The sequence below is a fragment of the Streptomyces sp. P9-2B-2 genome, assembly GCF_030406865.1.
GTDB lineage: Bacteria > Actinomycetota > Actinomycetes > Streptomycetales > Streptomycetaceae > Streptomyces > Streptomyces platensis.
Map to the genome: position 1 here is coordinate 7,921,569 of NZ_CP129126.1, position 12,560 is coordinate 7,934,128.

Here is a 12,560-nt window from a genome sequence, read left to right on the forward strand (position 1 = left end):
ATCAATTGCCCAGGAGGGGTATTGGACGCCGCAGGCGGGCTGCCCCGAGACTCGAAACATGATCGTCATCACCGCCCCCACCAGCCGGATCGGCAGCAGGCTCCTGGACACCCTGCTCAATGAGGCTCCCGCTCGTGGCGAAGAACTGCGCGTCACCGTGCGCGACCCCGCAAAACTCCCCGACGCGGTCCGTGCCCGCGTCGACGTCGTCACCGGCTCGCACGACGACCCCGAGGTCATCGATCGGGCCTTCGCCGGCGCGGACGCCGTCTTCTGGCTGGCTCCGCCAGACCCGCGGGCGCCGAGTCTGGACGCCGCGTACTCCGGGTTCACCCGCGCCGCCGCAAAGGCGTTCACGGCCCACGCGGTGGGGCACGTGGTCGGCGTCTCGGCGCTCGGCCGTGGCACACCCGTCGCCAGTCGCGCCGGACATGTCACGGCGTCGCTGGCCATGGACGACCTCATCGCGAGTACAGGCGTGGCCTACCGCGCGCTCGCGAACCCTACTTTCATGGACAACCTGCTGCGGCAGGTGGCTTCGATCCGCGACGACGGCGTGTTCACCGACACCGTCTCCGCCGACCGCAGTGCACCGGCGGCCGCCGCCCGGGACATCGCCGCGGCCGCCGCCGGCCTGCTGCTCGACCGCTCATGGACGGGGACGGGCGAGGTTCCGGTGCTGGGCCCCGAGGACCTTTCGGCGAACGACATGGCGCGCATCATGACCGACGTGCTGCGCCGCCCAGTCCGCTATGAGCGGCAGTCGCTCGACGACTTCCGCGCCCAACTCGCCGGACACGGCTTCGGGGACGCGCTCGTCGAAGGCTACGTCGACATGATGCGCGCCAAGGACAACGGCCTCGACGACGGCGTGCAGCGCACCCCTCAGACCGCGAGTCCGACCACCTTCCGCACATGGTGTGAGAAGGTCCTGGAGCCCGCGGTCCGGGTCCAGGCATGAGCGCCAGGACCGCTCTCATCGTCGGGGCATCCCGCAACCTCGGGCTCGGCCTCGCCACCGAGTACGCGCAAAGCGGCTGGGACGTCATCGGAACCGTCCGGGGCAGTCGCCGCACCGCTCTCCACGACCTGGCCGAGGCATCCAGGGGCCGGGTCATGGTCGAGTCACTGGACACGACGAAGCCAGAACAGGTCACCGCGCTGCGCGAGCGCCTGGCCCGGCACACCCTCGACCTGCTGTTCGTCAACGCCGCCATCACGAGGGGCGACATTCCGATCGGCGACGTCCCGGAGGAGATGTTTGCCGAGGTCATGGTCACGAACGCGCTCAGCCCCATGCGCGTCGTCGAGTCCTTCCGCTCGCTGGTCGCGCCGACCGGGACCATCGGCGTCATGTCCTCGCGCCAGGGCAGTATCAGCTTGAACACCAACGGCGGCCAGGACGTCTACCGAGCCAGCAAGTCCGCCCTCAACCAGCTAATGCGCAGCTACGCCGCCCGGTACGCCGACGCCGCGCACACGCTCCTGCTCATCTGCCCCGGCCATGTCCGCACCGAACTCGGCGGGCCGGACGCACCGCTGACCATCGACCAGTCCGTCCCAGGCGTGGTGGGCACGATCGACCACCACAGCGGCGAACCGGGCCTGAAATTCGTCAATTACGAGGACCAGCCCGTGCCCTGGTAAAAGCCGTCGGAGTGACGCCGGCCAGCGCTCACACAAGAAGGCTCGCGGTCAAGCGGCCTGACCGAAGCCGGCGGCGGTCAGGTCCTGCTCGCGCAGCGGGGTGAAGTCGACGTCGAGTTCGGGTCGTACGCTTCGGGCCGGATGCCCGTTCGGGGTTACAGGGACAGGCCGGAGCAGCCGCCGAGGCTCCGCAACGTCGGGGGCGTACCTAAAGGTGCCCAGCGGACTCTCACGCCTTGGTCAGCTGAGAGGGTGGATGGCTTCCCCTGAGGCCCTCGCCGGCCAGGGGCACCCCCTGGGGGGGCTTTTCAGGGACTTTCACGTCTGTCCCAGGGAGATTCCAGGGACTTTCCGCCGCGTAAGCAGGGAAGGCCCTGACAGCGCTGAAAGGTACGAACGCGCTGGCCAGGGCCCACAACCTCAGCACCCGTCTTCCGGACACATGACGTTCCCAGGGAAGACCGGTTCGACTTATGGCGGGAACTCGTCAGCCATACACACGCTCCGCTCCAGCTGGAGAGTGAGCACTCAGCTGACTTCCAAGCCTCCCAGGAGGTGTTGACGCTCGGGGACGTGACGATCTGGCCCACGACGTTCACACCGGTGCGTTACGTGCGGACCGCGAAACTGGTCCGGGCCTCCGACCCAGAAACCGTCCACGTATCACTGCCGATCCGCGGAACCCTCCGCGGATCGCACGGGGACCACGAAAAGACCTGCGGGCCCGGCACCTTCTGTGTCCTGGACACCTCGCGCCCGATCAGCCTGATGAGCGGGGACGGCGACCACCCGCATACAGGCATCGGCCTGGAGGTCCCCAAGGTGCTGTTACCGCCGACCAGGCACCACATGGTCTCACTCACCTCCGTGCACTTCACCGAGCAGGAGGGTTTCGGGGCCCTGCTCGGACAGCTCATGCGCAGCGTGGCGTGGGACACCGGAACTTACGGTCTTGCCGACGCCGAACGGCTGGGCACCATTGCCGCTGACCTGCTCTCTGCGATGTTCGCCCACGCCCTGGAGGCCGAGCGGAGCCTGGCGCCGGAGACACGCAAGCGCACCCTGATTTTACGCATCCGCGCGTTCATCCGGCAGAACTTGAACGACCCGCTGCTGACGCCGTCCATGGTTGCCGCGGTACATCACATCTCCCTCAGCTCTCTGCACCGCCTCTTCCAGGGCGAAGACTTGCCCGTCGCCGCCTGGATTCGCCACCAACGCCTCGAACGTGCCCGTCGCGACCTCACCGATCCGGCACTGCGTCACGAAACGATCCACGAAATTGCCGCTCGTTGGGGCTTCAGCCGCGCCGCTGACTTCACCCGTGCCTTCCGTACCCACTACGGCATGCCGCCCAGGGACTGCCGGCACCGAGCATTCGGTCTCCAGGTCGAGACGCATTGCTAAGCCCTCAGCACCCCTTGCTGATGACCTCCCCGGCAGCTACCTGCATTGTGGAATCGCGGCGCCGGCCTGCTGGTCGGCTGACGCGCATACACCTAGTCGGAAAGGACGTTCACCATGCGCGCGACGCGCATCACATTCATCCTGGCGGGGTTACTGCTGCCGCTCGTCGGTCCGTTGAGCGCCGCTGAAGCTGCCCCCTCCAACCCGGGCACACCCCCGGCGCAACGCACGTCCGCCCTCGTCGATCGCCACCAGGCAGTAATGAAAGTCGCCGATAGGGCGTGTGTCACTTCGGGAGGGTACGGCGGCGCCCGGTTCAAGCGGCTCACCGGGCCCGTGACGAAGCTCAAGGTCACGCTGTGGGCGTATGACGGAGTCTCTGACGGTCAACACGTGCGTGTCCGGCTCGTCACGAAGAACAGCAAGGGCCAGAGGCACTATTGGAAGTGGCACAAGACTTCTTCCGAGAAGACGTGGCATACGACTGCCCGCGACGTGTACGGCATTTTTGAAGTGGGTGCCCAGGTGGCACAGTTCAAGGGCGACAAACGCCTGGATATGTGCACCGCCTGGAAGTAGTCCGCGCCCGGCAAGTAACTCAGTGTCGGCCGCGCCAGGTTCCCAGACCACGGAGAACGGGAGATCATTCAGCTGATCCTCCTCGTGACGCCTGTCCCGCAGCCGCCCCTGGTGCCGCCCGTTCGGATACGGAGCGGCGCCGTCCAAGAGGCGCAGGCGCGCAAAGCGTGGGTCTTCTCAGCGGGCCAGGGCGTGACCCAAGATGTCCTCCTGCGGAAAGCGCGCGAAGGACCCGGTCACCGGCCCCGGGCGGCTCGCCGGACGGGCTGCGCACGCCGGTGCCGGAGGCCGTCCGGCACCGGCGTGCGCAGCCCGTACCAGCCGGCGTGAGACACCTGTCAGGAGAACAGCATGCACCGCGCCCCCAGACCCCCTTCCCGCTCCGGCGCCCCGCAGCTCGACGCCGTCATCGTCGGGGCGGGCTTCTCCGGCCTCTACCAGTTGTACCGGCTGCGCGCATTGGGCCTGCGCACCCGCGTCCTCGAAGCGTGCGAAGACATCGGCGGAACGTGGTACCGGAACCGGTACCCCGGTGCCCGCTGCGACGTCGAGAGCACGGCCTACTCCTTTTCCTTCTCGCCCGAACTGGACCAGGAGTGGGGGTGGAGCGAGCGGTACGCGACGCAGCCGGAGCTCCTGCGCTACCTCCATCACGTCGCCGACCGCTTCGACCTGCGCAAGGACATCACCCTGCGGACCCGGGTGACGGGGGCGGTGTACGACGAGGGCGGGCACACCTGGCAGGTCACCACCGACACCGGAGAGACGGTCACCACCCGGTTCGTCGTGCTGGCCACGGGCTGCATGTCGGCCGTCAAGGAACCGGACATACCCGGGGCCGGCACCTTCGCCGGCCGATCCCTGCACACCGCCGACTGGCCGCATGAGGACGTCGACCTCACCGGGAGACGGGTCGCCGTGATCGGCACCGGATGCTCCGGCATCCAGGCCATCCCGATCCTCGCCGAGCAGGCCGCCGAACTCACGGTCTTCCAGCGGACACCGGTCTATGCGCTGCCGGCCCGCAACCGGCCGCTGTCCGCCGCGGAGACCGCCGAACTCAAGGACAACTACCCGGAGTTCCGCGCCGCCCAGCGGCGTTCCAAGGGGGGCACCCTCTTCGAGCCGCCCACCCGGTCGGCCTTGGAGGTGGACGAGGAGGAGCGCAGGGCCACCTATGAGGAGGGCTGGGACTCGGGCGTACTCAGCGGCCTCCTGCGCACGTACACCGACATCCTCGTCGACCGGGACGCCAACGAGACCGTCGCCGAGTTCGTCCGGTCCAAGATCCGGTCGATCGTCACCGACCCGGAGACGGCCGAGACGCTCTCGCCGAGCACCTTCCCGTTCGGTACCAAGCGTCCCTGCCTGGACACTGGCTATTACGCCACGTACAACAAGCCGCATGTGCGGGTCGTGGACCTCACCAGGACCCCGATCGTGGAGATCACACCGAGGGGGATCAGGATCTCGGACCGGGAACACGCCGTCGATGTCATCCCCTTCGCCACCGGCTTCGACGCGCTGACCGGGTCCCAGGTCGCCATGGACATCGTCGGCAAGGGCGGCACCACCCTCAGGGAGAAGTGGGCCGACGGCCCCCGAAACCACCTGGGCCTGCTCTCGGCCGGCTTCCCGAATCTCTTCACCGTCATCGGGCCCCTCAGTCCGTCGGTGCTCAGCAATGCGGTCGTGGCCATCGAACAGCATGTGGAGTGGATCAGCGACTGCATCGCCCACCTGCGGCGGAACGGGATCACCGAGATCGACGCCACCCCGCGTGCCGAGGCGGACTGGCGCACCCATGTCGCCGACCTCGCAGCCCAGACCCTCTACCCGTCCGTCGACTCCTGGTACATGGGGGCGAACGTGCCGGGCAAACCGCGGGTCTTCCTGGCCTACACGGGAGGCCTGGAGCGGTACCGGGCGGAGTGCGCCGCCGCCGCTGAGGACGGCTACCGCGCCTTCGCCCTGTCCGGCGGCGCTGACTGAGAGCCCGTCCCCGGCCGGCGAACGGGTCACCGATCGCCGGCCTTCCGCACCCGCCATCCTCACGCCTTCTCGTGCGTGGGCCAATTGCTGGGTGGCGGCACCGGGGAGGCGAGCCACCCGCGCTCATTCCAGGCGTTGGCCTACACGGACAGACGTCCGGCCCGTCGCAGCCAGGAATGGCAGCGCTGGAAGAACTCCCGGTATCGGGCGACGCGCGGGGTGCGCCACATGGTTGCAGCGCCAGCAGACCGGTCAGCACCGCCGAGGTGACCACCTATGTCCGGTCGGTGAACCGTCCGGTGCGGCCCGTTGGGGGCATCGTCGGTGAGCCGTGGGGCCTGGCAGGAGGCCGAGACCAGTCGCTGATCACAGTCGGGCGCCTCTGCGCGTAAGGAGTCCGTCGTGGACCGGGGTGCGGTCGGCGTGGGGCCGAATGAGTTCCGTAATGTGCGGCAAAGGATGAATTGCGCGTCGAGCTGCATACGGTGAGTCCTGGGCGGCGATCATGCCGCACCGGCCACCGTGAGGGGATCGATGTGGAGGGTAGTGACCGTGATGGTGAGCCTCGTCGTGACAGGCCGCAGCGACAGCCTGACAAGGCGGCCGACAGCAGCCCGCCACCCCGAGGGAGCTCCGCACAACGACGGGCCGCCGGCGCCGCCCCACCCACCGAAAGGGCTGCCGAGCCCCATCCCGGTCGTCGCCGGCGCCTCGCCGCACTGCTGAGCAGTCCGCCGCCGGGCCCCACGCGGTCGGGCTTCTGGCGCAGTCCGCTGCGGGGGCCGTGGCTGACGTCGGTTTTCGGGCTGATTCTCCTGGTCGGCATCACCGTGCTGTTCGTGACCGGGCTGCTGTCCTACGCTTCGTACAACCCGAATCTGGCGCCGGGCAACGACAAGACGCCGGAAAAGGGCTGGCTCGGCTTCTATCTGTTCTCCTGGCCGACCAGCCCGTACTGGCTCTACCGCCTCACCCAGGGAATCCACGTGACGCTGGGCGTGGTGCTGATCCCGGTTCTGCTGGCAAAGCTCTGGTCAGTCGTCCCCAAGCTGTTCACCTGGCCGCCGGTGCGTTCACTGAGTCATGCGCTGGAGCGGCTCTCGTTGCTGCTTCTCGTGGGCGGGGTGCTGTTCGAATTCGTCACCGGCGTGCTCAACATCCAGCTCCACTACATCTTCCCCGGGTCCTTCTACACCCTGCACTTCTACGGCGCCTGGGTCTTCATCGGCGCCTTCGTCGTCCATGTCGTCTTCCGGATTCCCACCATGGCAAGGGCGCTGGGCAGCCGTCGCTTCCGCAGCGCCCTGCGTACCCCCGCTGCACGCACGACACCCGAAGCGGCGGATGACACCGGCCTGGTGACCCCCCACCCCGCGCCGCCCACGATGTCGCGGCGTGGCGCGCTCGGCCTGGTGGGCGCCGGCTCGCTGGCACTGCTCGTCGTGACGGCCGGGCAGAGCATCGGCGGGGCCCTGCGCAAGACCGCGTTGCTGGCACCGCACGGGCAGGAGCCAGGAAAGGGCCCCAATGGCTTTCAGATCAACAAGACCGCGGCGGAGGTAGGTATCCGCGCCCGCGACATCGGGCCTGGCTGGCGCCTGGTCGTACGCGGCCCCGGCCGGGAGCGGATCTTCACCCGTGCGCAGGTACTGGCGCTGCCGCAGCACACGGCAGCCCTGCCGATCGCCTGCGTGGAGGGCTGGTCCACCGACGACCTGGATTGGAGCGGTGTTCGGTTGGCCGACCTGGCAGCCCTGGTCGGACTGCGGCAGAGCCCGCCGGGCGTGTTCGTCGAGTCTGCCCAGCGCGGAGGAGCCTTCAGCTCCACGCACCTGCGTGACAACCAGGTGCGTGACCCCAGGTCACTGCTTGCCCTTCGGGTCAATGGCGCGGACCTCTCCTTGGATCACGGCTATCCGGCGCGGATCATCGTCCCGGCCAACCCCGGTGTGCACAACACCAAATGGGTCACTCGCCTCACCTTCGGAGCAGCACAATGAAGGGCTTCCGCACCCGCTACGGCGCATCCCCCCTGCACCTCTTGCTCGTCCTGTGCTCCTTCGCCCTGGCCGTCTATGCGGGACTCCGGTTGCTGAAGGGAGACACGCTCGGAGTCGTCCTCTGGTTCGTGGGCGCCGCGCTCCTGCACGACTTGGTCTTTCTCCCCCTCTACACCGTCACCGACCGAGTGGTGCAACGCGTCTTCCGGCGCAGAAGGGACGCGACGGACCGTTCGCACTCGCTGACAGGCCGGATCAACTACCTCCGCGTGCCCGCTTTCGTGGCTCTCCTGCTGCTCCTCGTCTGGTATCCGCTCATCCTGAACCGGGTCCCGGGCTTCACCTCGTACACCGGCCTACAGGCCGAAGTGTTCTGGGGCCGCTGGCTGCTGATCACGGCTGCCCTCTTCGCAGCCTCCGCAGTGTGTTTGCTGGTCGCCATGTGGCGTGGGCATTCGCCCCGGCCGAGAGCGCACGAAGCCCCTCCCAAGGCGCCCGGCCGACACCAGGCGTAACCGAGGCCGCCAGTTCCGAGAAAGGGCCGCCTGTTCCGTGAGCACCGAAGAGCATGCGCCAGAGCAGCCGCTGGGCCCCGGTCAGCGGCACGAGGACCCGTATGCGCACGCATTGCAGGACGGCCGCGGTCCCCTCTACATGCGCCGTATGGACGGTGGAGTTCTGTCGTCAGAGGTGGACCGCTGGTGTGCCGCTCCGGACCCCGCCGACATGAGCGTTCTGCGGCGGTGCAAGGGGGCCGTCCTCGACATCGGTTGTGGACCGGGGCGGCTGGTCAGCGCCCTCCGGGCGCTCGGCCACCTCGTGCTCGGCATCGACATCAACCATGCCGCCGTCGCGCGGACCGCCGACACCGGAGGCGCGGCGCTGTGCCGGTCTGTCTTCGAACGGCTTCCTGGTGAAGGGCTCTGGAATACGGCGTTGCTCATGGACGGCAACATCGGGATCGGCGGCGACCCGGCTGCCTTGCTGGTGCGGATCGGGAGCCTGGTGTCGCCCCGTGGAAGCCTGTTGCTGGTGGAGGCGGCCGCTCATGACGTCCACGAACGGTTGCATGTGCAGTTCGACGACGGCCGTGGCCGCCTTGGCATGCCCTTCCCCTGGGCCCGTGTCGGTGTTGCCGCGTTGCGTCGCACGGCAGCGGCCACCGGGTGGCAGCCGGGCGAACACTGGTCGGTCGGCGACCGCCACTTCCTCGAACTGAAGCGGTCCGCCGGCTCTCGCGCGGCACACACGCGACGTCAAGGCTGAGGGAAGCCGCAGCAGCGGGCGCTGCGTTCCTGGATGGCGGCTCCCGGACCCGACCCAGGCCGTGCGGTGGTCACCAGCCGGTCAGCAACAGATGGTTGACAAGGAGGGCGAGGACGGCCTGTGCGGCCAGCCACCAAGCATGAGCCCGGCGTGGGAGCAGCGCGCAGGCGGGGAGCAGCCAGACCGCGAAGGTCAGCCAGATCCGTTCGGTCTCTGCCTTGCTCATTCCGGACAGATCCGCGAGCAGCATCATGCACAACGCCGCGGCGACCAGCACCGACAGCGCACCACGCCCGGCCGGTGACCTGCGCCGCATCCCCCGCACGGCCGGCCGCAGAGGTCCGGCGGCTCGGCACAGACCCGCGACCGTGGCCAGGCCCACTGTCAGCACCTGGGCGGCGAGGTTGGCCCAGATGAAGTAGCCGTACGGGCGTACCTTGGCGGCGCCCTGGTAGTAACGCTCGACGAGGGTCGTGTAGCCGTCAAGCCACCAGAACCCGGCGGCGGTGAAGGCCGCCACCCACGGCAGCACTCCCAGGAGCACCAGCGGAAGGGGGCGGGCTGACCGGGCGAGGAGGAGGACGGCGGCACCGAGCACGACGAGGACCGTCAGGCCGTAGGAGAGGTACCAGACAAGCCCCAAGAGCAGACCGGCACCCAGAGCCGCGAGGCCGGGCATGCGTGTGGTGCGGCCGGCCGCCAGCGCGAGCAGCGCAACTGCCCAGGCGGAGACACCGGCGAAGTAGCCGTCGGCACTGACACCGATCCACACCGCCGCCGGGGCCAGCACCAGGAACGGGGCCGCCTGCCGGGCCAGTTGCTCACCACACAGCGCCCGCACGGCCACCACGACCGCGGCTGCGAACGACGACCCGACGGTGATGCACCAGGCTGCCGCCCAGGCGCCGCCGCTCAACCCGATACGGTCCAGGCCGACGAACGTCAGCAGTGCGCCGGGCGGGTGACCGGCCACATGTGCCGGCCAGATGTGAGGCGAGCCCACCAGGATGTGGTTCGTGAAGTCCCGCAGGAAAGCGGGCACATCGTGCACGCCGTTCACCGACTGCAGGTACTCCAGACTGGTGGTCAGCCGCTCGGCGATCCCACGCCCCCAACCGTCCACGAGCGCCAGCGACCACGTCCATGCCATTGCCGCGCCCCAGACGGCCGGCACCAGCACCCGCCACGACAGGCGCCGCGCAGTCGGCGGGCCGTAGACCACCACCAGCGCGGCGACGGCGAGAGCCGCCGGCGTCCCCGGGCCGATATGCGGCAGCCACCACGCAGACAGCGGCGGCCACCCCAGCCGCAGAACCCCCTCCGCACCGTAAACGGTCCTGTTGAGGAGTCTTCCGATGACCACCGCCAGCGCGAGCAGCACGACCGCGGCCACCACTGCCCACACATCGCGTCGGCACTCCCGCTTCCGCGCACTCATCGTCACCGCGTCACCGTGGGCGGGGACGGCTGACCGTTCGCTGACCTTACGGTTCGACACAGCGGATCACATCGTTCGCAGTATGGGCGGCTCGGCCCGGCCAGCGGTGTTCGGGGTCTTCGTAGTCGTGGCGGCAGCCTTCGTCCCAGGTGGTGCGCTGCTTGCCGTAGGCGGGGAGGCCGCCCCGGGAGTCCTGCCACCGTGCCGTCCACGGTGACGCAACGCTGCCCATCGTGATGGCCCGGCGCCCGAGCCGGCCGCAGCGGCACGACCGGTCGCCGACGACCACCCCGACAGCCGAACAGACCGGTGGGGGGAGAGCCGGTGGGATCGGCGGATTGCGGCCCGCACGGTTCATGGAGCCGTGGCGGGCCGGTCGCGCGGCGGGGCGCCGGTCACCGGGGTCTGGAGCAGGTAGCGATGTGCAGCGCAGTGGCCGGCGAAAGCGCTCCAGGCTTCCACCGGCCAACTGCCCCTGCTTTCCTGGTCGTTGTCTGCGAGTCGCGTCACGTCGCCGGACGGCAGCGCGCTGAGTCTCGGCAGCAGCTGCGCTGTGAGCAGGGTGGAGAGCGCTGCGCGTACTCGGAGTGTCGGCTGTTGACGGTGCTGCCTCACAGCCCGGCGAGGCACGGCCTGCGGCGGGCGGCTTACGAATTCCTGATGCTCCGGCGTCGTTCGGTCGCCGGGCGGGCCGGTGGCCGTACGGTCGGTGGCATGTTGATCCTGGTCACCGGAGGCGCGGGCTTCATCGGCTCGCACGTCGTCACCGCCCTCACCGGCGCCGGGCACGGTGTGCGCGTGCTCGACGCGCTGTTGCCTGCCGCGCACCGCACGTCCCCGCCGATTCCCGACGGGGTGGACCGGAGACATGCGGACGTCCGCGACGCAGCGGCCGTGGCCGAGGCCCTGCAGGGTGTGGACGCCGTCTGCCATCAGGCGGCGATGGTCGGGCTCGGCAAGGACTTCGCCGACGCCCCCGCCTACGTGGGCTGCAACGACCTGGGCACCGCGGTGTTGCTGGCCGGCATGGCCGAGGCCGGGGTGCGGCGTCTGGTGCTGGCGAGTTCGATGGTGGTCTACGGAGAAGGGCGCTACGAGTGCCCGGGGCACGGTGTCGTACGGCCGGAGCCGCGCAAGGTGGCCGACTTGGAGGTGGGACGCTTCGAACCGTCCTGCCCGAGGTGCGGTGAGCCGCTCGCCCCCGGCCTGGTGGCCGAGGACGCCCCGCTTGATCCGCGCAACGTCTACGCCGCCACCAAGCTAGCGCAAGAGCACCTGGCCTTCGCGTGGGCGCGCGCCGTCGGCGGGCGGGTGGCCGCGTTGCGCTATCACAACGTGTACGGCCCCGGGATGCCGCGTGACACCCCGTACGCCGGAGTCGCTGCGCTGTTGCGGTCCGCGCTGGAGCGCGGTGAGGCACCGCGTGTGTTCGAGGACGGAGGCCAGCGGCGGGACTTCGTCCATGTCAGGGACGTGTCCCGGGCCAACCTCGCGGCCCTGGACGGTCTGCCCGGTCTGCTGGAGGGGAGCACGCGGGCGTACAACGTCGGCAGCGGCGAGCCGCACACGGTGGGGGAGATGGCTGCCGTCCTGGCCGAGGCGCACGGCGGGCGGACGCCGGTCGTGACGGGGGAGTACCGGCTCGGGGACGTCCGCCACATCACCGCCTCCTCGCGCAGGCTGCGCGACGAACTGGGCTGGAAGCCGGAGGTCGCGTTCGCGGAGGGAATGGCGGAGTTCGCGGCGGCCTCGCTGCGAGCCGGCTGATCAGGCGGGGGCTGCCCCGGTCCTCCCCGATCTCTCGCGCAGCCGCCGCACGTGGGCGGTGACGGTGGACAGGCCGCCGAACTCCCAGCCCCACACTCGGCGCGTCAGCTCCTAGCGGCTCGTGGCCCGGCCTGGATTTCGCAGTAGATAGGCCAGAAGGTCGAACTCTCGGACAGTCAGGGAGAGTTCGGCGCTATGTCGGGGGCGGGCGATGGGGGCTAAGGCGAGGGATCCGGCCGGTGTGGTCTGTGCGGCGGCAGAGCGGCGGCGTGGGACACGGTGGCGGGACCGTCGGCAGCCACGTCGACGGCGAAGCCCGCCCGGTGCAGACAGCTGGCGACGACCTCGGAGACGGTGGGGTCGTCGTCCACGACGAGGGCGGATTCACCGCCACCGAGTCTCCCACCGGCATTCGACCGTCGGCGGAAGCGTCGGAGGATGTCAGCGATCCATGAGGCTTCTAA

General features: G+C 69.5%; 11 protein-coding genes and 1 pseudogene. 10 read left to right on the plus strand and 2 right to left on the minus strand.

The window, feature by feature from the left end:
- Positions 1-58 precede the first annotated feature (58 nt).
- The 9 genes and pseudogenes from QT196_RS34815 to QT196_RS34850 all read left to right on the plus strand — a co-directional run bounded on the left by QT196_RS34815 (position 59) and on the right by QT196_RS34850 (position 8,891).
- A complete protein-coding gene (locus QT196_RS34815; RefSeq protein ID WP_168482630.1) occupies positions 59-961 on the plus strand; it encodes an NAD(P)H-binding protein in 903 nt (300 codons plus the stop codon).
- Positions 958-1,647, plus strand: coding sequence for an SDR family oxidoreductase (locus tag QT196_RS34820; protein WP_168482631.1), 690 nt, complete (start codon positions 958-960; stop codon positions 1,645-1,647). The genes QT196_RS34815 and QT196_RS34820 overlap by 4 nt, the downstream gene beginning before the upstream one ends.
- 486 nt (positions 1,648-2,133) lie before the next feature.
- Positions 2,134-2,640: pseudogene (locus tag QT196_RS39465) on the plus strand (AraC family transcriptional regulator); the annotation flags it as partial.
- 132 nt (positions 2,641-2,772) lie between these two features.
- Positions 2,773-3,054, plus strand: coding sequence for a helix-turn-helix transcriptional regulator (locus QT196_RS39470; RefSeq protein WP_356948507.1), 282 nt, complete (start codon positions 2,773-2,775; stop codon positions 3,052-3,054).
- Positions 3,055-3,168: 114 nt separating this feature from the next.
- On the plus strand, positions 3,169-3,633 hold the full coding sequence (locus QT196_RS34830) for a hypothetical protein (RefSeq protein WP_168482634.1): 465 nt from the start codon (positions 3,169-3,171) through the stop codon (positions 3,631-3,633).
- Positions 3,634-3,984: 351 nt separating this feature from the next.
- Positions 3,985-5,625: an NAD(P)/FAD-dependent oxidoreductase gene (locus QT196_RS34835; RefSeq protein ID WP_290356360.1), complete on the plus strand. Its 1,641-nt coding sequence runs from the start codon at positions 3,985-3,987 to the stop codon at positions 5,623-5,625.
- A 719-nt stretch (positions 5,626-6,344) separates the two neighbouring features.
- A complete protein-coding gene (locus QT196_RS34840; RefSeq protein ID WP_290356791.1) occupies positions 6,345-7,625 on the plus strand; it encodes a molybdopterin-dependent oxidoreductase in 1,281 nt (426 codons plus the stop codon).
- Complete coding sequence (locus QT196_RS34845; protein WP_248001450.1) at positions 7,622-8,140, plus strand: hypothetical protein; 519 nt, start codon at positions 7,622-7,624, stop codon at positions 8,138-8,140. The genes QT196_RS34840 and QT196_RS34845 overlap by 4 nt, the downstream gene beginning before the upstream one ends.
- Positions 8,141-8,177: 37 nt before the next feature.
- Entirely contained in the window at positions 8,178-8,891 is a 714-nt protein-coding gene (locus tag QT196_RS34850; protein WP_248001451.1) for a methyltransferase domain-containing protein, read from the plus strand.
- Positions 8,892-8,961: 70 nt separating this feature from the next.
- On the opposite strand, the gene QT196_RS34855 is transcribed toward QT196_RS34850, so the two are convergent.
- Positions 8,962-10,329 (minus strand): hypothetical protein, encoded by a 1,368-nt coding sequence (locus QT196_RS34855; RefSeq protein WP_290356792.1) that lies wholly within the window; start codon positions 10,327-10,329, stop codon positions 8,962-8,964.
- 714 nt (positions 10,330-11,043) lie between these two features.
- Here QT196_RS34855 and QT196_RS34860 point away from each other — a divergent pair.
- Positions 11,044-12,096: an NAD-dependent epimerase/dehydratase family protein gene (locus QT196_RS34860; RefSeq protein ID WP_266732684.1), complete on the plus strand. Its 1,053-nt coding sequence runs from the start codon at positions 11,044-11,046 to the stop codon at positions 12,094-12,096.
- A 218-nt stretch (positions 12,097-12,314) separates the two neighbouring features.
- Here QT196_RS34860 and QT196_RS39475 read toward each other — a convergent pair whose 3' ends face one another.
- The gene (locus tag QT196_RS39475; RefSeq protein ID WP_356948492.1) at positions 12,315-12,467 is read right to left on the minus strand and encodes a hypothetical protein; all 153 of its coding nucleotides are present in this window, start codon (positions 12,465-12,467) and stop codon (positions 12,315-12,317) included.
- Positions 12,468-12,560 lie beyond the last annotated feature (93 nt).